The sequence below is a fragment of the Methylobacterium sp. Leaf465 genome, from assembly GCF_001424705.1.
In the GTDB taxonomy this organism is placed as follows: Bacteria; Pseudomonadota; Alphaproteobacteria; order Rhizobiales; family Beijerinckiaceae; genus Methylobacterium.
This window is the reverse complement of record NZ_LMRA01000044.1, coordinates 36,888-60,656: the sequence shown is the minus strand read 5'-3', so window position 1 is coordinate 60,656 and position 23,769 is coordinate 36,888. Positions and strand designations below refer to the sequence as shown.

General features: G+C 68.3%; 17 protein-coding genes. 12 read left to right on the top strand and 5 right to left on the bottom strand.

Annotation, left to right across the window (positions count from 1 at the left end; all coding sequences use genetic code 11):
- Nucleotides 1-41 precede the first annotated feature (41 nt).
- Complete coding sequence (locus ASG51_RS17630; RefSeq protein ID WP_056272056.1) at nucleotides 42-695, top strand: DUF1345 domain-containing protein; 654 nt, start codon at nucleotides 42-44, stop codon at nucleotides 693-695.
- A 21-nt stretch (nucleotides 696-716) separates the two neighbouring features.
- Here ASG51_RS17630 and ASG51_RS17625 read toward each other — a convergent pair whose 3' ends face one another.
- A complete protein-coding gene (locus tag ASG51_RS17625; protein WP_056382189.1) occupies nucleotides 717-1,760 on the bottom strand; it encodes an endonuclease/exonuclease/phosphatase family protein in 1,044 nt (347 codons plus the stop codon).
- A gap of 113 nt (nucleotides 1,761-1,873) precedes the next feature.
- Between ASG51_RS17625 and ASG51_RS17620 the strand changes: the two genes are divergently transcribed.
- The 4 genes from ASG51_RS17620 to ASG51_RS17605 all read left to right on the top strand — a co-directional run bounded on the left by ASG51_RS17620 (nucleotide 1,874) and on the right by ASG51_RS17605 (nucleotide 8,247).
- Nucleotides 1,874-3,250, top strand: coding sequence for a pentapeptide repeat-containing protein (locus ASG51_RS17620; protein ID WP_056213522.1), 1,377 nt, complete (start codon nucleotides 1,874-1,876; stop codon nucleotides 3,248-3,250).
- Nucleotides 3,251-3,281: 31 nt separating this feature from the next.
- Complete coding sequence (locus ASG51_RS17615) at nucleotides 3,282-4,052, top strand: potassium channel family protein (protein WP_056213524.1); 771 nt, start codon at nucleotides 3,282-3,284, stop codon at nucleotides 4,050-4,052.
- A 192-nt stretch (nucleotides 4,053-4,244) separates the two neighbouring features.
- Nucleotides 4,245-7,229, top strand: a complete 2,985-nt coding sequence (locus ASG51_RS17610) for a response regulator (protein ID WP_056382187.1) — start codon at nucleotides 4,245-4,247, stop codon at nucleotides 7,227-7,229.
- A gap of 73 nt (nucleotides 7,230-7,302) precedes the next feature.
- The gene (locus ASG51_RS17605; protein WP_056382186.1) at nucleotides 7,303-8,247 is read left to right on the top strand and encodes an aspartate carbamoyltransferase catalytic subunit; all 945 of its coding nucleotides are present in this window, start codon (nucleotides 7,303-7,305) and stop codon (nucleotides 8,245-8,247) included.
- Nucleotides 8,248-8,269: 22 nt separating this feature from the next.
- Here the strand turns inward: ASG51_RS17605 and purN are convergent, their stop codons facing one another.
- Both purN and purM read right to left on the bottom strand, forming a co-directional pair.
- Entirely contained in the window at nucleotides 8,270-8,944 is a 675-nt protein-coding gene (gene purN, locus ASG51_RS17600) for a phosphoribosylglycinamide formyltransferase (protein ID WP_056382183.1), read from the bottom strand.
- The gene (gene purM / locus ASG51_RS17595; RefSeq protein WP_056272042.1) at nucleotides 8,944-10,011 is read right to left on the bottom strand and encodes a phosphoribosylformylglycinamidine cyclo-ligase; all 1,068 of its coding nucleotides are present in this window, start codon (nucleotides 10,009-10,011) and stop codon (nucleotides 8,944-8,946) included. The genes purN and purM overlap by 1 nt, the downstream gene beginning before the upstream one ends.
- A 252-nt stretch (nucleotides 10,012-10,263) precedes the next feature.
- Here purM and ASG51_RS17590 point away from each other — a divergent pair, with 252 nt between their 5' ends.
- The 6 genes from ASG51_RS17590 (at nucleotide 10,264) to ASG51_RS17565 (ending at nucleotide 17,649) form a co-directional block, all read left to right on the top strand.
- Nucleotides 10,264-11,355: an AI-2E family transporter gene (locus tag ASG51_RS17590; RefSeq protein WP_056382180.1), complete on the top strand. Its 1,092-nt coding sequence runs from the start codon at nucleotides 10,264-10,266 to the stop codon at nucleotides 11,353-11,355.
- Nucleotides 11,356-12,120 carry a hypothetical protein gene (locus tag ASG51_RS17585; RefSeq protein ID WP_056382179.1) on the top strand — a complete coding sequence of 255 codons (765 nt, stop codon included), beginning with the start codon at nucleotides 11,356-11,358 and terminating at the stop codon, nucleotides 12,118-12,120.
- A 120-nt stretch (nucleotides 12,121-12,240) separates the two neighbouring features.
- Nucleotides 12,241-14,661, top strand: coding sequence for an RNA degradosome polyphosphate kinase (locus ASG51_RS17580; protein ID WP_082514089.1), 2,421 nt, complete (start codon nucleotides 12,241-12,243; stop codon nucleotides 14,659-14,661).
- Between the two features lie 22 nt (nucleotides 14,662-14,683).
- Nucleotides 14,684-16,231 carry an exopolyphosphatase gene (gene ppx, locus ASG51_RS17575; RefSeq protein ID WP_082487221.1) on the top strand — a complete coding sequence of 516 codons (1,548 nt, stop codon included), beginning with the start codon at nucleotides 14,684-14,686 and terminating at the stop codon, nucleotides 16,229-16,231.
- A gap of 52 nt (nucleotides 16,232-16,283) precedes the next feature.
- The gene (locus ASG51_RS17570) at nucleotides 16,284-16,613 is read left to right on the top strand and encodes a hypothetical protein (protein ID WP_056213546.1); all 330 of its coding nucleotides are present in this window, start codon (nucleotides 16,284-16,286) and stop codon (nucleotides 16,611-16,613) included.
- Between the two features lie 328 nt (nucleotides 16,614-16,941).
- A complete protein-coding gene (locus ASG51_RS17565) occupies nucleotides 16,942-17,649 on the top strand; it encodes a methyltransferase domain-containing protein (protein WP_244480183.1) in 708 nt (235 codons plus the stop codon).
- A gap of 19 nt (nucleotides 17,650-17,668) precedes the next feature.
- On the opposite strand, the gene ASG51_RS17560 is transcribed toward ASG51_RS17565, so the two are convergent.
- Complete coding sequence (locus ASG51_RS17560) at nucleotides 17,669-19,114, bottom strand: acetamidase/formamidase family protein (RefSeq protein WP_056382176.1); 1,446 nt, start codon at nucleotides 19,112-19,114, stop codon at nucleotides 17,669-17,671.
- Between the two features lie 205 nt (nucleotides 19,115-19,319).
- On the opposite strand from ASG51_RS17560, the gene ASG51_RS17555 reads away from it, so the two are divergent.
- Complete coding sequence (locus ASG51_RS17555) at nucleotides 19,320-20,765, top strand: helix-turn-helix transcriptional regulator (RefSeq protein WP_056382174.1); 1,446 nt, start codon at nucleotides 19,320-19,322, stop codon at nucleotides 20,763-20,765.
- Nucleotides 20,766-20,894: 129 nt separating this feature from the next.
- Here the strand turns inward: ASG51_RS17555 and ASG51_RS17550 are convergent, their stop codons facing one another.
- Nucleotides 20,895-23,717, bottom strand: coding sequence for a bifunctional transaldolase/phosoglucose isomerase (locus tag ASG51_RS17550; RefSeq protein ID WP_056382362.1), 2,823 nt, complete (start codon nucleotides 23,715-23,717; stop codon nucleotides 20,895-20,897).
- Nucleotides 23,718-23,769 lie beyond the last annotated feature (52 nt).

The window sequence follows — 23,769 nt, the reverse complement described above, 5'->3', positions numbered from 1 at the left end:
GCGCAGGAGCGGGGACGGAGCTCACTTCTGCGAGGCGGCGCATGCTCAATCCCATCCAGGCCTTCTGGCTCCGGCCGCGCCTCCTCGTCAGCGTCGGGCTCACCCTAGTGCTCGCCCTGATCCTGCCCTTCGCCGACCTGTCGGTCCGGCTTCCGATCGGTTGGTGTCTCGGGGTTCTCGTCTATTGCGGGCTCATCGTCGGCAAGGCCGCACGCCAGTCACGGGATTCCCTGCGGGCCGAGGCCTCGCGCCTCGATGACAGCGCCTTCACGGTCACGCTCTTCGCGATCCTGGCGGCGGCGGCGAGCTTCGGCGCCGTGGCCATGCTGGTTCTCGGAGGAAACGGCAGCGAAGCCTATCGCCTGACTCACCTGGCCCTCGCGGCCGCCACGATGATCTGTGCCTGGCTCTTCGTGCAGGTCGTGTTCACGGTGCACTACGCGCACCTCTACTACGGCGCCGATGCCGACACGTCCCGCGGCGGCCTCGACTTCAACGGCGACGAGAACCCAGACTTCTGGGACTTCTTCTACTTTTCCGCGACGATCGGGGCGACGTCCCAGACCTCGGACACCGACATCACCAGCAAGGCGATGCGCCGGGTCGCCACGGTGCAGACGATCTATGCCTATGTCTTCAACACAAGCGTCCTGGCGCTGGCGATCAACATGGCGGCGGGTGTCGCCCAGCATTGAGCCTACAGGCGGCGCCGAACATCAGGGCGCGGCCTCCAGGGCTTCTCGAGCGTCCGCGTGATCGTCCACCGTAGCCTCCGGTGCCTCCTGCAGGTCCGGAGCTCGATCGCTGCGGCACAGGCTGATGAGGATCGGGAAATGGTCGGACTGGATATGGGGCAGGCGCTCGATCCGGCCAAGCAGGAAGTCGGCGCTGAAGAAGATATGATCGAGGGGCCAGCGCAGCAGCGGCCACTTCGCGTTGAAGGTCGGATAGAGACCGCGCCCGATGCGCGGATCGAGGAGCCCGCTGATCCGCTGGAAGAGGTCGTTGGTCTTGGACCAGGCGACGTCGTTGAGATCCCCCGCCACAACGGCGGGACGCCCCTCCGCCTTCACCTCGCGGGCCACCAGGACGAGCTCGGCGTCGCGTGCGGCGCTGCTCTGGCCCGGGTGGGGCGGGCGCGGATGCACGCCGAAGAACGTGAAGGTCTCGCCGGAACGCAGGGTCACGCCGGCGCGGACGGAGGGGACGTCGTCCTCCAGGAGGAAGCGCACCTGCGGGTCGGTGAGGGGGAGCTTCGAATAGAACATCAGCCCGTAGGTGTTGCCCTGCGGCTGGGCCAGCACGTGAGGATAGCGGGCCCGCAGGGGTTCGAGCGCCTGCGCCCAGGCTGCGTCGGTCTCGACCAGCAGCAGCAGGTCGGGGTCCTGAGCGGCGATGAGATCGAGGATCGGTGCGTAGGCACGGTTGGACTCGAGCACATTGGCGATCATGATCGACACGCCGGCGTCGGAGCGGCAGGCGCCGGCCTCCGCGGCCACGGCCTGCGGCGAGGACAGACGCGTGAACGGGTAGATGCAAGCCACTTGGTAGGCTAGGGCTGCCACGAGGCCCACGGCGAGCATCAGCCCCGGGGGATCGCGGGCAACGAGAAGCAGGCCCAGGATCACCGGCACGATCAGGGCCGCAATCTGCAGTCGCGGAAAATCGAAGGTGCGGATGAAGCCGGAATTGCTCGGAACGAACGGCAGGAGCGTCGCCGCCACGAGGAGCACGCCGAAGGCCTTCATGCCCAGTGCCATCCATGTCCCCGCCACACTTCACCTCCCGTGCCGTCGCCGGCACGCCGTGGCCGAGCGTTGCGAAACGTCCCAGGGCCGGAATGGTGCCCGCATGGCCCACCGGGAGGTCGGTCATGGAGCCTGACGCCGAGGAGACTGCCGCAGCGCGCGCACGGGTCGACGCGCTCCTCGCCCGCCTCGAATCCGCAGCCTTCATCGGCTTTTCCGGTGGCGAAGCCCGCGACCTCGGCGGCTTGCCCCTAGGGCGGGAAGCCCTGGCGGCCCGGCTTGGCGAGACCCCGCAACCACCGGCCTGGTGGGACCCGAAGCAGGCCGGCTTCGCCCTCGCCGGTGCCGATCTCAGCGACGCGCACCTTGAGGACACGGATCTCACCGGCGCCAACCTCGCGGGGGCCAATCTCGCCGGGGCCCTCGGACGCTCCGCGGGCTTCGCCGGCGCCACGGTGGAGGAGGCGAATTTCGCCGGTGCCGATCTCAGCGGCGCCCGCTTCACCGGCATTGCCGGCGGCGAAGCCAATTTCGACGACGCCATGCTGGAGGATGCGCATTTCGGGGGCGCTGCGATGCGATTCGCCAAGCTCCGCCGGGCGCTCCTCGACGGCGCCAATTTCGACGGCGCAGACCTCTGGGGGGCCGACTTCACTGGTGCAGATGCCGACTACACGCATTTCCGCGGTGCACGCCTGGACGAGGTCAAGCTCGTGGGCGTCAACCTGACCTACGCGGATTTCGAGGGCGCCAGCCTCAAGAAGACCCAGCTCAGCGGGTCACGCCTGCGAGGGGCCAATCTCACCGGGGTGAAGCTCGACGGGGCCGACCTGTCCGGGGCCGACCTGTCCGAGACCAGCCTGGTGCGGCTCAATCTTTCCACCTGCGACCTGCGCCATGCGCGCTTCGCCGGGGCCTGGCTCAACGGCACCCGGATGCGGGTGGACCAGCTCGGCGGCGCGGTGGGCGAAGAGATCGCCCGGGACTACGTCGCCGCGCAGGCGAGCTACCTCGCCCTGGAACAGAACTTCAAGAGCATCGGCAGCCAGGATGCGGCGAGCTGGGCCTACAAGCGGGGCCGCCGGATGGGCCGGTTTCACGCGGGCGCCCAGGCACGGGCGGCCTGGGAGAAGCGCGTGGGCCCGGACCTCGCCCGCCACGGCTATCAATGGGTTGCCGACCGCTTCGTGGAGTGGCTCTGCGACTACGGCGAGAGCCTGTCGCGCATCGCCCGCGCCTTCGTCATCCTGATCTTCGTCTTCGCGGTTCTCTACGGTTTGACCGGTGGCCTGATCCCGGAGGGGGGCGACGGGCGGGCGACCTACAATCCCCTCGATCTCGTGAGCTACAGCGCCCTGAACATGATGACCGCCAATCCCCCCGAGATCGGCGTGAAGCCGGTCGGCCGCGTCACCAACCTGCTTGTGGGCATCGAGGGCGCGGCCGGCATCATCCTGATGGGCCTGTTCGGCTTCGTTCTCGGCAATCGGCTGCGGCGCTGATCGACCAACCCCGATCGGCCGTTCTGCCGCCATGACCTCACTCACCGCGCGCCTCGCCGGACTCTACGAAGGAAATACCGACGGGGCGCATCGCTTCCGCTACGGCCTCCTCGTGTTGGACGTGACCACCGTCGCCTACGTCGTGGTGACCTCGTTCCTGCCGCGCGCGCCCTGGATCGAGGGAATCGACGTCGTCCTCGGCCTCGTCGTCCTCCTCGACTTCCTGGCGCGCCTCGCCATCAGCCGGAACCGGGCGCAGGAATTCCTGCACCTTTCCACCTGGGCGGACATCGCCGCGGTGGTATCGTTCCTCGCGCCGGTGGTGGGGGAGGGGGTCGGCTTCCTACGCATCCTGCGGACCCTGCGCCTCCTGCGCACCTACCAGCTCCTCGATCGCCTCCGCGCCGACAGCACCGTCTTTCGCGCCAACGAGGACGCGATCCTGGCCGCCACCAATCTCGCGGTCTTCGTCTTCGTGATGACCGGGATCGTCTACGCCACGCAGCACGGCAGCAACCCGGCGATCGGCAACGCCATCGACGCGCTCTATTTTACCGTGACCTCGCTGACGACCACCGGCTATGGCGACATCACCCTGCCGGGCCCGACCGGACGCCTGATCTCGGTCGTCGTCATGATCTTCGGCGTGACGCTGTTCCTGCGTCTCGCCCAGGTGCTGTTCCGCCCCCCCAAGGTACGGTTTCCCTGCCCGGCCTGCGGCCTGCAGCGCCACGACAGCGATGCGGTTCACTGCAAGGCCTGCGGCACGCGTCTCGCCATCCCGGACGAAGGTGCCGATTGAGCGGACATCGCACCGGGCGCGGCGAGCCCCGGGATGAACGGAAACGGCGCCGGCGCGTTTGCGAGCGTCGGACCCGTGATCCTGTTCCTCCGATCCTGTCGTGGTGGGGCTGGAGCACAACACCATCGCCGCCGCGACCACGCCGGCCCTTCCTCCCGCCCGCCCGGGCGTCAACCCCGTGAACCGCATCGCATGACCAGCGCCTACCCGAAGCGTCCCGATCGTGGTTGGCGCAAGCCCCGCATCCTCGCGGGCCTGCCGAGTTCCCCCCTCGCCCTGGTGCTCATCGGCATCGCGGTGGCGGCCGGCATCGGAAACTATCTGGCCGGCGAGGCCAGCCGCACCGAAGCGGCGCGCCAGCACGCGATCCTCAGCGAGAGCGAGCGCCTGCTGTCGAACATGGTCGAGCTCGAGACCGGCATGCGCGGCTACGTGCTGTTCGGTGAGGAACCCTACCTCGAGCCCTATCAGGCGGCCCAGAACACCATCGACGGGCAGCTCGATACCATCGAGACCCTGACGAAGCAGACCGATGCCCAGGCGCCCGAACACATGCGCGACCTGCGCCGTTTCGTGGAAGCGAAGCGGAACTACGCCGCCCACGTCATCGACCTGCGCCGGAACCGGGGCTACGACGCGGCGGTCTCGCTGGCTCGCCTGGGGGAGGGCAAGCGCACCATGGACGGCGTGCGGGGGGCCGCCAAGGGTGTCCAGAACCACGCTACCGCTGTCCTCGCCGTCAGCGAGGAGCGGGACCGGGTGCTCTCACTCGTGCTGCTGCTGGTGTCGATCGCCTCGGCCCTGGGTGCGGTCGGGCTGCTCGGGCGCCTCGCCTTGGTGCGCCGTCGCGACGAGCAGCGCACCGCCGCCCTCCTCGACGGCGTCTTCGCCAACGCACCCGTCGGCCTCGGCTTCCTCGACCGTGACCTGACGATTCAGAACATGAACCGGGCGCTCGCCACCATGAATGAGCGCGGATTCGGCGCCGATCTCGGTGCGCCGATCTGGGCGAACGTACCGACGCTGCAGGAGCAGCTCATCCCGAAGCTCAAAGCCGCCCGCGACGAAGGCTTGGTGACCACCAACGTCGACGTGGCAGTGCCCACCCCGAGCGCACCACGCGGGGTGCGCCACTTCCAGATGAGCTTCTATCCCCTGCGCGGACGGACCGGCTCCGCACGCACCGGCGGCGCCCAGGCCGACGGCGTCGGACTCGTGGTCTCGGACGAAACCCTGCGCAAGCTCTCCGAGGAGCGCATGCGCCACAGCGAGGAGCGCTTCCGCTCCCTCACCGAGGCCACCACCGCCATCGTCTGGACGACCAATCCGGAAGGCGGATTCGAGGTGACCCCCTCCGAATGGACCCGCTTCACCGGTCAGACGCCCCAGGAGGCCGCCGGAGCCGGATGGCTGGGCTCGATTCATCCCGACGACCGCGAACGCACCAACGCGGCTTGGCTGCAGGCCCTGGAAACCCTCGCGCCCTACGAGATCGAGCACCGTGTCCGCCGCCAGGACGGGGTGTGGCGGATCATGTCGGCCCGTGCCGTCCCGATCCTGGAAGAGAACGGCAGCATCCGCGAATGGGTCGGCACCCATTCCGACGTCACCGCCCGCAAGGAAGCGGAACTCGCCCTGGAGGCCGCCAAGGAGGCGGCCGAGGAGGCCAACCGCGCCAAGAGCCAGTTCCTGGCCAACATGAGCCACGAGTTGCGGACCCCGCTCTCGGCGGTGATCGGCTATTCCGAGATGCTGCAGGAGGAGATCGAGGATCTCGGCGAGGAGGGACTCCTCGCCGACATGCGCAAGATCGAGGCGAACGCTCGCCACCTGCTGGGCCTCATCAACGATGTCCTCGACCTTTCGAAGATCGAGGCCGAGCGCATGGAGATCTATGCCGAGGCCTTCCCGGTAGCCGAGACCGTGCGCGACGTCGCCGCCACCGTAGAATCGCTGGTCGACAAGAAGGGCAACAGCCTGGCCCTCGAGATCGCGGACGACCTCGGCGAGGCGCAGACCGACCAAACCAAGCTGCGCCAGTGCCTCATCAACCTCCTGAGCAATGCGGCGAAGTTCACCGAGGCCGGGCGCATCACCCTGGGGGTCACCCGCACGGCGCGCGAGGGGGCCGACTGGCTCGCCTTCCGCGTGACGGACACCGGTATCGGCATGACCCCCGAGCAGCAGGCCAAGCTGTTCCAGCGCTTCACCCAAGCCGACGCCTCGACCACCCGCCGGTTCGGCGGCACCGGCCTCGGCCTCGCCATAACCCGCGCCTTCGCCGAGATGCTGGGTGGCCGCATCGAGGTGGAGAGCGAGGAGGGAGCCGGCACGACCTTCACCCTGACGGTGCCGGCGACCTACGTGCCTCCAAACCCGATCGCGGCGGCTCATCAGGACCACGACGCTCTGCACCGGACCGGCGAGGCACGACCGATCGCCGGCGGCCATGTCCTGATCATCGACGACGACGCCGCGACGCGCGATCTCCTGGCGCGCTTCCTGGAACGCGACGGCTTCACCGTGGCCACCGCCCGTGACGGGCGCGAGGGCGTGGAGCGAGCCCGCGAGCTCAAGCCCCGGGTGATCCTCCTCGACGTGACGATGCCGCGCATGGATGGCTGGTCGGTGCTGCGTACCCTGCGGGCCGACCCGGAACTCGGCGCGACCCCGATCATCATGGTGACGGTGCTCGACGAGCAGAACCTCGCCTTCTCGCTGGGCGCCACCGACTACCTGCAGAAGCCGATTGAGTGGGGCCAGCTCAAGTCGGCCATGGAGCGGTTCAAGCCCTCCGAGCACAAGGGCCCGGTGCTGATCATCGATGACGATCCGGATGCCCGCGAGCGCCTCTCCGCGATGCTGACCCGCGAGGGCTGGCGCGTCGCCTCGGCCGAGAACGGCGTGGCCGGCCTGGAGGCGACCGCGGCCAAGAAGCCCTGCCTCATCCTCCTCGACCTGATGATGCCGGAGATGGACGGCTTCGGCTTTCTGAGAGCCCTGCGCGAGCAGGCCGAGTGGCGCGATATCCCGGTCGTCGTCCTCACCGCCAAGGACATCACGGCCGACGACCGCAGGCGGCTCGCGGGGCGTGCGGATCGGGTCCTGCAGAAGGGCGGCCTGAGCCTGACGGATCTGGCCGAATCCCTACGGCCGCTGGTGGCCCCCGGGGTCTGACGACGCCAGCCCGGCGGGCGCTCCAAGCGTGCTTGCCGGCCCCTGCGGGGCGGCCTATAGCCCTGGACCCACCATGACAACCGCCCCTCCCAGCTTCCCCCACCGGCACCTGCTCGGGATCGAGGGGCTCACCCGACCCGACATCGAGATCCTCCTCGACCGGGCGGAGGACGCCGTAGCCCTCTCGCGTCAGGTCGAGAAGAAGCGCACCACCCTGCGCGGCCGCACCCAGATCAATCTGTTCTTCGAGCCCTCGACGCGGACGCAGAGTTCCTTCGAGCTCGCCGGCAAGCGCCTTGGAGCCGACGTGATGAACATGTCGGTGGCCTCGTCCTCGGTGAAGAAGGGTGAGACCCTCATCGACACCGCCGCCACCCTCAACGCCATGCGGCCCGATATCATCGTGGTGCGCCATCACGCGGCCGGCGCCGTGCACCTCCTGGCCCGCAAGGTCGACTGTGCGGTGGTCAATGCCGGCGACGGTGCCCACGAGCACCCGACGCAGGCGCTCCTCGACGCGCTGACGATCCGGCGCAACAAGGGCCGGATCGAAGGTTTGCGGGTCGCGATCTGCGGCGACGTCCTGCACAGTCGCGTGGCCCGCTCGAACCTCATCCTGCTGCAGGCCCTCGGTGCGCGGGTCCGGGTGATCGGACCCTCGACCCTGCTGCCCACCGGCATCGAGCGCTTCGGTGTCGAGGTCTTCACCGACATGCGCAAGGGCCTGGAGGGCTGCGACATCGTCATGATGCTGCGCCTGCAGCGCGAGCGCATGAACGGCTCCTTCGTGCCCTCCGTGAAGGAGTATTTCCGCTATTTCGGCCTCGATGCCGACAAGCTGCGGCTGGCCGCACCCGACGCCCTCGTGATGCATCCGGGCCCGATGAACCGCGGCGTCGAGATCTCTTCGGAAATCGCCGACGGGGCGCAGTCGCTCATCAGAGAGCAGGTCGAGATGGGCGTGGCCGTTCGCATGGCGGTGCTGGAAGCTCTGGCGACGCATCTGCCGAACGCGTGAGGCGGCTGCGGCGTCTGCCCGCCTACAGGCTGAGCAGCGCCCCCTCCGCCTCCGGCACCTCCTCCGAGAATACCACCCGCGCGCCATCGAGCCGGGCCTTTCCGCCCGCGACGAGAGCCAAGGCTTGGGGATAGAGCCGGTGCTCCTGCACCAGGATGCGAGCGGCAAGGGCGTCGGAATCGTCGCCGGGCCGGACCGGCACGGCCCCCTGTGCGATGATGGGGCCGGCATCGAGCTCGGGCACGACGTAATGCACGGTGCAGCCATGCAGCCGCACCCCGGCGGCGAGCGCCTGTTCATGGGTGTGCACGCCCTTGAACAACGGCAGCAGGGAGGGATGGATGTTGATCATCCGGCCGGCCCAGGTCTCGACGAACCCGGCGGTGAAGATCCGCATGAATCCGGCGAGACACACGAGGTCGATACCGGCCGCCTCCAATTCGACGTTCAGCGCGGCGTCGAAGGCCTCCCGGCTCGAATAGGCCCGGTGATCGAGGGCACGGGTCGGGATGCCACGCTCAGCGGCGTAGGTCAGGCCGGGCGCTTCGGGCCGGTTGGATGCCACCAGCAGGATCTCGGCGGGATAATCCGGCGCCTCGGCCGCCGCGATCAGCGAAGCCATGTTCGAGCCGCGCCCCGAAATGAGGATCGCGACACGGGTCTTGCCTCCGACCGATGATGTCTGCGCGGCCGCCATCAGAAGGCGAGCCGGCCTTCGAAGGTCACGGGCTCGGCCCCACGCGGGGTGATGCGGCCGAGGCGGACCGGGGAGGCACCACCCAGGTCGAGGGCCTTCGACACGGCGCTCACGCTCTCGGGCGCCACCACCACGACCATGCCGATGCCGCAGTTGAAGGTGCGCAGCATCTCGGATTCGGCGACTCCGCCGACCTCCGACAGCCAGCCGAAGACCGGGGGCGGGATGATCGCGTCGAGGTCGATGCTGATGCCGACGCCGTCGGGCAGCACCCGGGGCAGGTTGTCAGGGAAACCGCCGCCGGTGATGTGGGCGAGGGCCTTGATCCCATCGGTGGTGCGCAGGGCCGCCAGCAGCGGCTTGACGTAGATCTGGGTTGGCTCCAGCAGGGCCTCGCCGAGGGTCCGGGCAGGCTCGAAGGGCGCGGGATCGTCGTAGGACAGGCCGCTCTTCTCGACGATGCGGCGCACCAGCGAAAAGCCGTTGGAATGGACGCCCGAGGACGGCAGGCCCAGGACGACATCGCCGGGCACGATGTTGCCGCGCGGCAGCAGGGTCCCGCGCTCGGCCGCCCCGACGCTGAAGCCGGCCAGATCGTAATCGGAGCCGTCGTAGAGGCCCGGCATCTCGGCAGTCTCGCCACCGATCAGCGCACAGCCGGCGAGCCGGCACCCGGCCGCGATGCCGCGCACGATGTCGGCGCCCACTCCCGGCACCAGCTTGGCGGTAGCGAAATAGTCGAGGAAAAACAGCGGCTCGGCGCCCTGTACGATGATGTCGTTGACGCACATGGCCACGAGATCGATGCCGATGGTGTCGTGCCGGTTCGTCTCGATGGCAATCTTCACCTTGGTGCCGACGCCGTCATTGGCCGCCACCAGGATCGGATCCTTGAAACCTGCGGCCTTCAGATCGAACAGGCCGCCGAACCCGCCGATCTCGGCATCCGCCCCCGGCCGGCGCGTGGCGCGCACCAGCGGCTTGATCGTCTCGACCATGGCGTTGCCAGCATCGATGTCGACGCCCGCGTCCGCGTAGGTCATTCCGTGTCTGGGCTCGCCGGTCATCCGCGCCGCTCTCCGAAGGTCCGTGTTCCGCGACCTCTAACCGCTCCCGCGCGCCTTCGCGAGTCCGTCCTCGCAGCGAGCGCATCGCAGGTCGCGGGGATTCGCACCAAGGTCCGCAGCCGAGGCTCCGACAGCGGCGCACGTGAAACGTCGGCATGCGCCCTGCAGCCTTGACCGCGTCCCCTCCCGTTCCCACTGTTGATCCGCGAACGGCGACGTCGCGCACACGACGATTGGGACGGGGAACGGCCGATGCGCGGCAGGGCGATGATCGGGCTGATGGCCCTCGTGGGCGTCGCCCTCCTGCTCTATCTGCTCGCCGACGTCATGCTGCCCTTCGTGGCGGGCCTCGCGTTGGCCTACCTCCTCGACCCGATCGCGGACCGACTCGAGCGCCTTGGGCTCGGGCGGCTCTCGGCCTCGCTCCTCATCCTCGCGGTCTTCGTCGTCGGGCTCGTGGTGGCCCTGCTTCTCGTGGTGCCGCTCGCCGCCAATCAGGTCTCCGCCCTCGTGGCGACTCTGCCCGGCATGGTCTCACGGCTGCAGGGCATCCTCGCCGAACGGGCCGGCCCACTGCTGCAACGGGTGGGAGGCGCCGACGTGCTCACCGATCTGCAGTCGCAGGTCGGCACCTTGGTGGGACAGGGCGGCACCTGGTTCCTGACCTTCCTGAAATCCTTGTGGTCGGGCAGCCAAGCGCTGATTTCCATCGCGTCGCTCCTCGTCGTCACGCCCGTGGTGGCATTCTACCTCCTCGTCGATTGGGACCGGATGATCGCGACCCTCGACGGCTGGGTGCCTCCCCGGCATCGCCCGGTGGTCCGGCGCCTCGGGCGCGAGATCGACGGGGCGGTGACGGGGTTCGTCCGCGGGCAGACCCTGGTCTGCCTCATCCTCGGCACCTTCTACGCCGTCGGCCTCTTCTTCGTCGGATTGAACTTCGGCGTCCTCATCGGCCTGATCGCCGGCTTCCTCACCTTCATCCCCTACGTGGGGACGCTGACCGGCTTCCTGCTCTCGGTCGGGGTCGCCCTGGCGCAGTTCTGGCCAGGTTCCGACTGGCTGCATATCGGCCTGACCATCGGGGTGTTCGCGGTGGGACAGTTCCTCGAAGGCAACATCATCTCGCCCAAGCTCGTGGGCGAATCGGTGGGTCTTCATCCGGTCTGGCTGATGTTCGCACTCCTCGCCTTCGGCTCGCTGTTCGGATTCCTCGGGCTGTTGCTGGCCGTTCCGGTGGCGGCGTCCATCGGCGTGCTGGTCCGCTTCGTCCTGGAGCGTTACCTCCAGAGTCCGCTTTACTACGCGGACGCACCCGCGCTCCTGTCGAAGCCTGAACCCTGAATGGCAACCCGCGACACCGTCCCCCCGAAGCAGCTGGCCTTCGACCTGCCGGCCGACCCGCGCTACGGCCGCGAGGACTTCCTCGTGGGCCCGGCCAACGAGGCCGCCTATACGCTGGTCGAGGCTTGGCCCAACTGGCCCGACACGGTGTGCCTGCTCACCGGACCACCGGGGAGCGGCAAGAGCCATCTCGCCTCGATCTGGGCGACCCGCTCCCACGCCTGGACGGCCCAGGCTTCGGAGATCACCGCTGCGACGGTGCCGCGCTTCCTCTCCAACGGCGCCCTGGTGATCGAGGACATCGACCGAGTGGGAGCGGACGGGAGCGCGCCCCGCGACGAGGCGGCCCTGTTCCACCTCCTCAACCTCGCGCGCGAACGGGGCTGCCCGGTGCTGGTCACTTCCGCCACCTCGGTGGAGGGGCTGGGCCTGACGACGGCGGACCTGCGTTCCCGCCTGCGCCTCGCCCCCGGCGCCACCATCCTGCCCCCGGACGACGCCCTGTTGCGCGCGGTCCTCGTCAAGCTGTTCGTCGACCGGCAGCTGGTGGTGGATCTCGCCATCGTGGAGGCTCTGGCCCTGCGGATCGACCGCTCCCTCGGGCGCGCCCGAGAAGTGGTCACCGCCCTGGACCGGGATGCCCTCAGCCGGGGTCGACGCATCACCAAGCCACTGGCGCTGGCAGTGCTGGAGCACCTTGGCTTCGGGGCCGAAGAACCGGAGGACGAGGACGAGACGGATCCCGGGGATCATGCTCCGATCTGACGGCGGCCTGGCTACACGACCAACGGCCGAAGATCGTCATGCAACCGTCACAAACGCCGGCCCGGCCCATGCTACGACGCCGACCCTCGAAGACCTGTAGGAGACGAACTCTTGGCGGACATGGACTCGGACACGACCGCATCGGATGCCGGAACCCCGCGTGTCACCGAGGGCCGCACGCGGGCTGCCCGGCCCGCCGCCCGGCGGACCGGGCAGCCCGCAGCGGTAGCCTCCAAACCTCAGCCGGGGAAGACGATCCGGGACGCGCTCGCGGATGCCAAGGCGCCCGTATCCAATGCCCTGCCCGATGCCGATCTCGACCTGCCGCCTCCCGGAGACCTGCCGCTCCCTCCCGCCGAGGGCCTCCCAGGTGTGGAGGCGCGTGATTCCGTGCGAGAGGCAGGGCTCGCCCTGCGCCACTCGCCCGAGCGCTTCGTCAACCGCGAACTGTCCTGGCTCCAGTTCAATCGCCGGGTGCTGGAGGAGGCCTCGAACGCCAACCACCCCCTTCTGGAGCAGGTCCGGTTCCTCTCAATCTCGGCCAACAACCTCGACGAATTCTTCATGGTGCGCGTCGCTGGCCTGCACGACCAGGTTCGTGCCGGTCTCGTCCTGCCCTCGCAGGACGGCCTGACCCCGGCCGAGCAGCTGGCGCGGGTGGGGACCGAGGTCTCTCGCCTCGCCCTCGACCAGCAGGCGCGCTGGCGCGAGCTGCGCGGTGAACTCCTCGGCGTCGGCATCGAGCTCATGGAGCCCGCGGGCCTGACCCAGGATCACAAGGCGTGGCTGGAGGACTACTTCCTCAACCACGTCTTTCCGGTCCTGACGCCGCTCGCCATCGATCCGGCGCACCCGTTCCCGTTCATCCCGAATCTCGGCTCCACCATCGCACTGATGCTGGTGCGCCCCCGCGACGGCCGGACCCTGCGCGCGCTGATCCGTCTGCCAGCGGTGCTCGACCGCTTCGTGCGCCTGCCGGATGCCGAGAACGATGCGACCGCCCGCTTCATCGCCATCGAGCAGGTCATCGTGCTGTTCACCGGGCGGCTCTTCCCCGGCTATGCCTTGCGCGGACAGGGCGCGTTCCGCGTCATCCGCGACTCGGACCTCGAGATCGAGGAGGAGGCCGAGGATCTCGTCCTGCATTTCGAGACGGCCCTCAAGCAGCGCCGCCGCGGCGTCGTCATCCGGCTGGAGGTCGAGGCCGGGATGCCCGAGGACCTGCGTGCCTTCGTGGCCGACGAGCTCGAGATCAGCAGCGACGCGGTGATCTTCGTGGAGGGGATGCTCGCCCTCAACGAGCTATCGCAGATCGTCGGCATCGATCGGCCGGACCTGAAGTTCAAGTCCTACAACCCCCGCTTCCCCGAGCGCATTCGCGAGAGCGGCGGCGACGTCTTCGCGGCGATCCGACAGAAGGACTTCATCGTCCACCACCCCTACGAATCCTTCGATGCGGTGGTGCAGTTCCTCGCCCAGGCCGCCCGCGACCCCAACGTGGTGGCGATCAAGCAGACGCTCTACCGCACCTCCTCGAACTCGCCGATCGTCGCGGCCCTGGCGGAGGCCGCCGAGCTCGGCAAGTCGGTGACGGCGCTGGTCGAGCTGAAGGCCCGCTTTGACGAGGAGGCCAACATCCGGTGGGCGCGCAACCTGGAGAAGGCCGGCGCGCAGGTCGTGTTCGGCTTCATCGAGCTCAAAACCCATGCCAAGCTGTCGATGGTGGTCCGGCGCGAGGGCGACCGCCTCGTCACCTACTGCCACGTCGGCACCGGCAACTACCATCCGATCACCGCGCGCATTTACACCGACCTGTCCTTCTTCACCGCCGATCCCGCCGTGGCGCGGGACGTCAGCCGGATCTTCAACTTCATCACCGGCTACGCCGAGCCCGCCGAGCTGGAGCGGATGTCGGTCTCGCCGTTGACCCTGAAACCGCGCCTCTTGGAGAACATCGAGGCGGAGGTGGCCCATGCGAAGGCCGGACGCCCAGCCGCGATCTGGATCAAATGCAACTCGCTGGTCGACCAGCAGATCATCGATGCGCTCTACGACGCCTCCCAGGCGGGGGTCCAGATCGACTGCGTGGTGCGCGGCATCTGCTGTCTGCGCCCAGGAATCCCGGGGCTGTCGGAGACGATCCGCGTCAAATCGATCGTCGGGCGCTTCCTGGAGCATGGACGCATCTACTGCTTCGGCAACGGTGTCGGGCTGCCCCACCCCAAGGCCGTCGTCTACATCTCGTCAGCCGACCTGATGAGCCGGAATCTCGATCGCCGCGTCGAGGCGCTCCTGCCGATCACCAATCCAACGGTGCATCAGCAGGTGCTGGACCAGATCATGCTGGCCAATCTCCTCGACAACCGCCAAAGCTGGCGTGTACTGGCGTCTGGTGCCAGCGAACGGATCCAACCTGCCGAAGGGGAGGAGCCGTTCAATGCGCACAAGTATTTCATGACGAATCCGAGCCTCTCCGGGCGCGGCAAGTCGTCGAAGAAGTCGAGCCCACGCGCCCTGAGCCGACGCGCGCAGCGTGGCTGACGGACCGTCCAGAGGAGCCCGCATGGGCCTCGACCCAGCCCGCCCCGCGCCCGTCCAGGGCATCCCCTTGTCCGGGGCCGGGGACCACATCGAGCCGGTGGCGATCATCGACATCGGCTCGAACTCGGTACGGCTCGTCGCCTATGACGGCCTGACCCGGGCGCCCACTCCGCTCTATAACGAGAAGGTGCTGTGCGGCCTCGGCCGCAACGTGCTCTCCACGGGCCGCCTCAACGAGGAGGCGGTGCGCCGGGCACTGGTCGCGCTCGCGCGCTTCCGCGTGCTGTGCGAAACCATGCGCGTGTCGCGCACCTTCGTGCTGGCCACCGCCGCCGCGCGCGACGCCGAGAACGGCCAGGAATTTCTCGCCGCGGCGGAAGCCGCCTGCGGCCAGCGCATCGAACTGCTCTCCGGCCGGCGCGAGGCCGAGCTCTCGGCGCTCGGCGTCATCTCGGGCTTCCACGCGCCCGACGGGGTCGTGGGCGACCTCGGCGGGGGCTCCCTGGAACTGGTGGATGTGCGCGGGGCCACGGTGGGGATGGGCGTGACGATGCCGCTCGGCGGCCTTGCCCTCCAGGATCTCTCGGGCGGCTCGGTCAAGAAGGCCCTCAAGATCGTCCGGGAGAACCTGAAGAAGGCGGCGCCCCAGCTGGAGACCCTGCGCGGGCGCAGCTTCTACGCCGTCGGGGGGACGTGGCGCGCGCTCGCGCGGCTGCACCAATCGGCCCGGGGATACCCGCTGCACGTCATGCACGGCTACAGCGTCGAGCCGTCGGACGAGCTGAACTTCCTCGAAGTGGTGGAGCGCACCGACGCGGCCCTGCTGCAGGATGTGGAGAGCGTCTCCGAAGCGCGCCGTCCCCTCCTCGCTTACGGGGCCGTGGTGCTGGAAGAGATCATCCGGATCGGACGTCCGCGCGAGCTCGCCGTCTCCGCCAGCGGCGTGCGCGAGGGCCTGCTCTACGAGCAGCTCGACCGCGACGCACGCCTTGCCGACCCGCTGCTGGCGGCGGCGGCCGAATTGAACACCTTGCGTGCCCGCTCGCCGGGCCATGCGGAGGACCTCATCACCTGGAGCGACCGCTTCATCGCCAGCCTCGATCAACCGGAGACTGCCGACGAGCGTCGCCTGCGCCACGCAGCCTGCCTCCTGTCCGATATCGGCTGGCGGGCGCACCCGGATTACCGCGGCGAGCAGAGCGTCAACGTGATCACCCACGCGGCTTTCGTCGGGATCGACCATCCAGGCCGGGCCTATCTGGCACTGGCCATCTACTTCCGCCACGAGGGAATCGCCCCCGAGAAGGCGAGCCCGATGCTGCGCAACCTGGCGGGCCCCCGCCTGTTCGAGCGCGCCCGTCTGCTCGGCGCCCTGCTGCGCCTCGCCTTTCCGCTCTCGGCCGGCATGGCGGGAGCCCTCGGGCGGATTCCCGTCACCATCGAGAGTGGCCGGGTGACGCTGACCCTTCCTGCGGACCTGGGTTCCCTTCCCGGTGATCGGATCCTCAACAGGGTGCGCGGTCTCGGTCGCCTGTTCGGCCTCGAAGGCCGGATCGTCGCAGCGGATTGAACCAAAACACAAGCGGAACCGTTTTCCGCGTCCGGCAAGGAGAATTACGGACATGAAGTCACTCTGTGCAGCGGCGGTTCTGGGGCTGACGGTCCTCGGCTCGGTGAGCCCTGTCCTGGCCCAGCCCTACCGCGGATACGAAGACGGCTATCGCGGCCGCGACGACGGATATCGGGGTAGGGACGACGGATATCGCGATCGCGATGGCGATTTCCGGGACCGCGGCCGCGGCTCCGGCCGACGGGACTATGGCTTCGACGAGGCCGAATACCTGCGCTGCAACCCCGATGTCCGCCGGGCCGTCAATCGCGGCCAGATGGAATCCGGCGCCGCACATTATCGGGTCTTCGGCCGTCGGGAAGGTCGGCGCCTGAGCTGCTGACGCATGCGATCGAAGTCGGCAACTCGGGGCGACGTCTCCGAGGGGCCGGCCCCGGTTCTGAGCCCAGGCTCCGTATAACTTCGTTCGGAGGGCACGAGCTGGGAGGCCGCAGCGAGAGCCGTGGCTCCGCCTCGGTTAATCTGTCTGTGCGGTCGAGACATCCCCGAGCAAAGACCGGGAGCCGCCGGACCGCCCGGATCGCGGGCTCAAGCCTCTCGCTCGGAACGTGGCGCTCGCGACCGGGACCCGCCCCGGTCGGTTCGGGGCGGCCCCTTGAGTCAGAAGGGCCTGACAGCGATGACGTGTTTCCAGGATCATTTTTCGGCCCATGCGGCCGAGTATGCAGCGCACCGACGGACCTAATCAGGGGGCCCTAGCCGATGCGCTCGCGGATGCCGCGCCGGGGCAGTCCGTGACCCTCGATTGCGCCTGTGGCACCGGGCAGCTCTCAGTCCTGCTTGCCGATCGATTTGAACACGTCATCGCCGCGGATGCAAGCGCCGCGCAGGTTGCCCCTGCGAGGCCGCATGCCCGCGTCGCCTACAGCGTGGCGCCCGCCGAGCGGAGCGGTCAGCCGGCGGTGCGCGCGACCTCGTGCCGGTCGCGCAGGCAGCCCACTGGCTCGAACTCCCGACCTTCTACACCGAGGTGCGACGGGTCGCGCATCCTGGCGCTCATCACATACTGGGTGCTGCACATCGATGATGCGGCGATCGATGCCGTGACGCAGCGCTTCTATGGCGGAACCCTCGGCCCCTATTGGCCGCCCGAGCGCCGCCACGTCGAAGACGGCTATCGCACGCTCCCGTTCCCCTTCCCGGCCGTTGCGATGCCAGAACTTGCCATCAGGCTGTCCTGGGGACGCTCCGAGCTGATCGGCTACACGGAGACCTGGTCGGCGGTCCGGGCATTGGAAACGGCGTTGGGCCGGGCGCTCATCACGGCATTCCAGGATGCCCTGGCCGCGGCCTGGGGCGCCCCCACCGTGCAGCGGGACATCCGCTGGCCCCTGTCCGTGCGCGCCGGTCGACTCTGACCGGCGCGAAGGCTGCGGATCAGGTTACTCGCACCGGGAAGATCGATTTCTTCACGATGGCGTGGACGCCCCAATTGCCGTCCACCACCTGAGTGATGCCGAAATCCACCGCGACGGACATGAGGGAGATCGCTTCGTCCTCGGTCAGTCCGTGTCCATGCATCAGGAACCGGCGCATCTTGCGGAAGGCATCGCGCATGGCGAGGTCGATGGAGGATTGGGCGAAGATCGCGGTCTGCGCGTCGGGCCCGAGATCGGCCAGATAGTTCGGGTAGCTGAAGCCCGAGAGCACCCAATCCTCGGCCGTCTCGATCATCGGGAAATCGAGGGTCTCGAGGGCCGTGCCCGGAAGGTCCGCCTTCTTGTGCAGGATGAACTGGAAGGTGCCGGTGAGCGAGCACTCGATGGCGGTGCCGCAGAGTTCGGAATCGCCCTGGCTCGCATGGGGGTCACCCACCGAGAACAGGGCGCCCGGCACGGCGACAGGATAGTAGAGGGTCGCGCCCTTGCCGATGCGCCAGTTGTCGATGTTGCCGCCGGTGTAGCTCGGCGGGATCGAGTTCACCATCTCGGCTTCCTTGGGTGCCAAGCCCATTGTCCCGAAATGCGGTCGGATCGGCACGCGGAAGCCCTTGAGCGCATCGAAATTACGCTGCGTGCGGGTGTGGTCCACCGGCAGGCCCGGATAGTCGATGGTCGGGTGGTCGACACCGGACGGGTCCGTCACGCCCGGCCAGCGAAAGCTGTAGACCGCCTGTGCCCAGTCGCGCGCGCCCGTGGCATCGACCTCGTAGATCGTCACCACCTCGCGGGGCCGATCACCGGTGATCATGTCTTTGTAGTGGTAACCCCAGTTCGCAGCGGCGTTGCTCCCGAAGGTGCGGCCCTTGAAGGTCGGGTTGGCCGAGGGGCGGGGCATCACGTCCAGGATGCGGACCTCGAGGACATCGCCGGGCTCGGCTCCACGGATCGCCACCGGGCCGGTACAGATATGCACGCCGAGGCCGCCGCCGGGTCCGAATTTGGTGTCCTCCGGGCCGGCCCCGCGCCGGGCGACGCCCTTCTTCTCCTTTGTCCAGAGAAAGACGCTCTCTGCACCGGGATCGCCGTTGACCATGCGCTCGGCATCGTCGTTGGCATGGTGCGTCAGGGTTTCGATGGTGACGTAATCGCCGGAATCGATCTCGATCTGCTGTTTCAGGCTGCGGCTGAAATAGCCCCAATGCACGGTCTCGGCCGTGGCCGGCAGGTGGTAATGCGCCGTCCGCTTGGGGCCACGCTGCGCGCTCGCCTGGGCAAGGGCGACACCGGGCAACGTGAGGCCACCGGCCATCAGAGCGGCGGCGCCACCCGAGGCGACGAAGCCGCTCTTCAGGAAGGCCCGCCGCTCCGGTTCGAGGTCGCCCAGCAGGCGCCGTCGGTGCTCGGGAAAGTGGCTACAACTCGGATCGTCACCTTGGCACATCGCGATCTCCCGCCTAACCCATTCAGCAGGAATATTGCATGCAAAGCAGCGGCCACGCTTCCCGGCCCGGAACATTTCGGCAACGAGTCGGACGCTCCTGCGTTTGTTCCTCGGGCGAACGGATTCGTTCGCGTGAGGGGCGCCGACGCACCCGGGCGTCCTCTCCGGTGTCGGCGCCGCTTCTGTACACAGGATGCCAAAACCTTTGACGACGGGTGTCGACCGTTCTCAGCTGCACCAAATCATCGCCGGGCTCTCCGAGGGCGTGATCCTCATCGAGCCCGATCAGCGCATTGCCTGGGCCAATGCGGCCGCCCTCGCGATGCACGGGGCGGCTGACCTCGCCGAACTGGGCGGAACGGTCTCGGCATTTCGCGAGACCTTTGTCCTGCGCTACCGCAACAACCACGTCATCACGCGCACGCCGATCGAGCGCGTTCTCGCCGGCGAGACCTTCGATGAGGTCATCGTCAATGTCCGACGAACGGACCGGCCCGAATTCGATGTGATGCAGCGCATCCGCAGCCTCATCATCAGGGATGCGGCGGGCAAGCCCGATTGCCTCGTGCTGATCCTGGCCGACGTCACCTCGCAATTCGCAGCCGAAGAACGATTCGAGAAGACATTCAACGCGAACCCGGCACCGGCCGTGATCTGCCGGCTGTCAGACCTCCGCCACGTGAAGGTCAATCTCGGCTTCCTGGAAATGACGGGCTATCGCAGCGCGGACATCATCGGGCGCAGCGTCTATGAGGTCGACGTGCTCAACGAGGCCCGCAGCCGGGACTTGGCCATCGCACGCCTCAACGCGGGCGAGACGATCCCGCAGATGGAGGCCTGCCTGCGTTTGCCCGACGGCGGTACCCGGTTCGTCATCGTGGCAGGCCAGCCCATCGACATGGGCGACGAGCCCTGCATGCTCTTCACCTTCGCCGATCTTGAATTGCGCAAGAAGGCCGAGACAGCCCTGCGCCACAGCGAGGAGCGCTTCGCGACGGCGTTCCGCCTCACGCCCGTTCCGACTCTGCTGTGTCGGGCCGATGGCCTCGCCGTGATCGGAATCAACCAAGCCTTCACGCGGACCTTCGGTCATGCGGAGGACGCCGTGGTGGGGCACGAACTCGATGCGATCGGCCTTTGGGCCAACGGCGCTCAGCGCGAGCGCTTCGGCCATGACCTTGCCGCGCAAGGCAGCGTTCTCGGCTTCGAGGCCTGCCTGCGCAGCCGCGATGGAATCGATCTCGACTGCCTCGTCTCGGCCGAGAGCGTCACCATCGGCGACGAATCCTGTCTCCTCGCGGTGCTGCAGGACATCAGCGATCGCAAGCGCTCCGAGCGTGAATTGTTCGATGCGATCGAGACCGTGATGGCCGACACCTCGTGGTTCAGCCGCGGTCTGATCGACAAGCTCGGCAGCCTGCGTCATCCGAGTTCGTCGGAGCCAGCGCCGGTCAGACCCGACCTCACCCGCCGCGAGGGCGAGGTGCTCCGCCTGATCTGTCAGGGCCTCGGCGACGGCGCCATCGCCAAGCGCCTGGGGCTGACCCCCAACACCGTGCGCAACCACGCTGCCGCACTCTATCGGAAGCTCGGCATTCATCGCCGCGGCGAGGCCATCATCTGGGGACGGGACAACGGCTTCGCGTCGTAGGTCGCGGCCGCGTCTCTGCCCGAGCCGCCGCGTCCGTTTCGGATCAGCTCCCTTGGCAAAGAACCGCCCGCTCCCTGTTGGAAGCGGGCGGTTCTCGAGGTCCCCGGCGGGGGTGCCCTGGAGCCGATGCTAGAGCGCCGCTCGAATCGCCGCGGCGATGCGCTTCAGGCCGGCCTCGACTTGACCGCCCTTGATATGGACGCGCAGGGCCCGGCGTCTGCGCTCGGCCAGGACCGCGAAATCGCCCCGGGCCTGGGCCGCCACCACCGTGCCGAAACCGAGGCTGCGACCGGGAATCGCGAGATCCGCCGAGGGATCGGCCGTGATCTGCAGGAACACGCCAGTATCGGGCCCGCCCTTGTAGGCCTGACCGGTGGAGTGCAGGAAGCGCGGCCCGAATTCGAGGCAAGTGGCGAGGCGGCGCGTGTCGCGCAGCGCCACCCGGGCCTCCTGCAGGATCGCGTGGTGGCCGGGATTGCGGGCCACATAGGCCAGGAGCGCGACGTAGTCGCCGTCCTTCGCCCGGGCGAGATGGGCCGCGATGGCCGCCTCGAGCCCTTCGGTGGCCCGGGGCAGGGCGCCGGCATTGCACGGATCCGCGTAGAGGGCCATCGTCTCGTCGGCGAAGATCGGCGTCTCGCCCGGCAGGGCACCGCTCTTCTCGGCCGCATCGAACAGCTTCTTCGTCTCGATCTTGCTCGCCTCGACGTCGGGCTGGTCGAAGGGATTGATACCGAGCATCGCGCCCGCGACCGCCGTGGCGATCTCGAAGCGGAAGAATTCCTGTGGCAGCTGCTCCTCGTTGGCCAGGGTGATGTGCGCCACCGGGTGGCCTTCTCGCTCGAGGTTGCGCACCGCCTCGTCCTGGTGAGGATCGGCGCGGCCGTCGAGGCGCAGGTAGACGAAGAAGCGGTCGCGGCCGTAGACGGCGGGTACGTCGACGGGCTCGCCGTCGATGGGGATCAGGCCCTTGCCCGCCTTGCCGGTGGATTCGGCGATGAGTTGCTCGGCCCAGGCGCCGAAGGTGTCGATGCCGGGGGACGCGACGATCGTGACCTTGTCACGGCCAGCGCTCAGCGCAGCCGCCCCCATGGCGGTGCCGAGGAGCACGCCCGGGTTCTGGGCAGGCGGCACGGCTGGGCCACAGGAGCGGACCATGGTTCGGGCGGTGTCGAGGAAGGTCCTCACGTCGATACCTGAAGCCGCCGCCGGGACGAGGCCGAACGCCGACAGGACCGAGTAGCGCCCGCCGATCTGCGGCACGCCGTAGAAGATCTTTCGGAAATTGTCCGTCTTCGCGGCCTTTTCCATGGCCGAACCCGGGTCGGTGACGGCGACGAAATGGGCACCGGCCTTGTCGGCCCCCACCGTCTCCTTCATCCGGCCGAGGAAGTAATCCCGGAAGACGTTGGGCTCGAGGGTCGAGCCCGACTTGCTCGCCACGATGAACAGCGTGGTCGGCAGGCTGATCGCGGCCTCCGTCTCGCGGACCTGATCCGGATCGGTGGAGTCGAGAATCCGCAGATGGGGGAAGCCCTCGCGGCTGCCGTAAGTCTCGGCGAGCACTTCCGGGCCGAGGCTCGAGCCGCCCATTCCAAGAACGACGACGTCGCTGAAGCCGCCCGCCCGCACGTCCTCGGCAAAGGCCTCGTAGTCGGCGACATGGTCGAGCTCGTCCTCGACGATGCGCAACCAGCCGAGCCAGCGGTCTTCGTCCGTCCCGCTCCAAACGGACTTGTCGTGCGCCCAGAGCCGGCGGATCTTGCCGGACGCGCGCCACTCCTCGACCGCCTTCTTGGCGGCGGCGCCGAGCGTCTCGCCCAACACGAAAGTCTGCGCGTCGAGCTTCGGCCCCAGGAAGTCGATGCGCTTGGCCGCCACCGCACTGAGGAGCTTATCGGCGGCGTCGATGAAGAGTTGCACGCCCTCGTCGACCAGGGTGTCGGCGACCGTCTCGATGTGGATGCCGGCCTCGGCGAGGCGCGCCATCACGGCCTGCGCGCCCGAGACGTCGCTCTCGATGGCGGCCTTGACGGTACCGTGATCGCGGAACGCGTCCATGGTGGCCGGCGGCATGGTGTTGACGGTATCGGGGCCGATCAGCGCCTCGACGTAGAGAACGTCGGAATAAGCCTTGTTCTTCACGCCCGTCGAGGCCCAGAGCAGGCGCTGCGCCTTGGCACCCTTCTGCGCGAGGGCCTGCCATTGCGGCTCGGCGTGGATAACCTTGTAGCGCTGGTAGGCGAGCTTGGCATTGGCGATGGCGACCTTGCCCTTGAGGTCGTCGAAGCCGCCGGCCTCGTCCAAGGCCTTGTCGACCGCGACATCGATCCGGCTGATGAAGAAGCTCGCAACGCTCGCGACCTTCGACACGTCACCGCCTTTGGCCGCGAAGGCCTGCAGGCCGGCGATGAAGGCGCGGGCCACCGCCTCGTAGGTGTCGACCGAGAACAGAAGGGTGACGTTGATGCTGATGCCGTCCGCGGTCAGGGCCTGGATCGCCGGAATGCCCTCCCGGGTCGCCGGCACCTTCACCATCAGGTTGTCGCGGGCCACCATCGCGTGGAGGCGGCGGGCCTCGGCCAAGGTCTCCTCGGTGTCGAGAGCCAAGTAAGGCGACACCTCAAGACTGACGTAGCCGTCGGCGCCGTCGCTCTCGTCGTAGACCGGGCGCAGCACATCGGCGGCGGCCTGGATGTCGGCCACCGCGCAACCTTCGTAGAGGTCGATGACGCGCGCATCGCCTTGATCCATCACGGATTTCAGGGCGTCGTCGTATTCCGACGATCCGCCGATGGCCTTCTCGAAGATCGAGGGGTTCGAAGTGACGCCACGCAGGCCGTCCTCGTCCACCAAAGCCTTCAGCTTGCCTTGCGCAACGAAGCCGCGGGCGACGAAATCGAGCCACACGGCCTGCCCCTGTTCGGGAAAGAGAGCCTTGAGCGGGTTCATGGGAAACTCCTCGTCGTCCGGGCGCCGGGCGGGGAGCCCCGTCGCCGACATC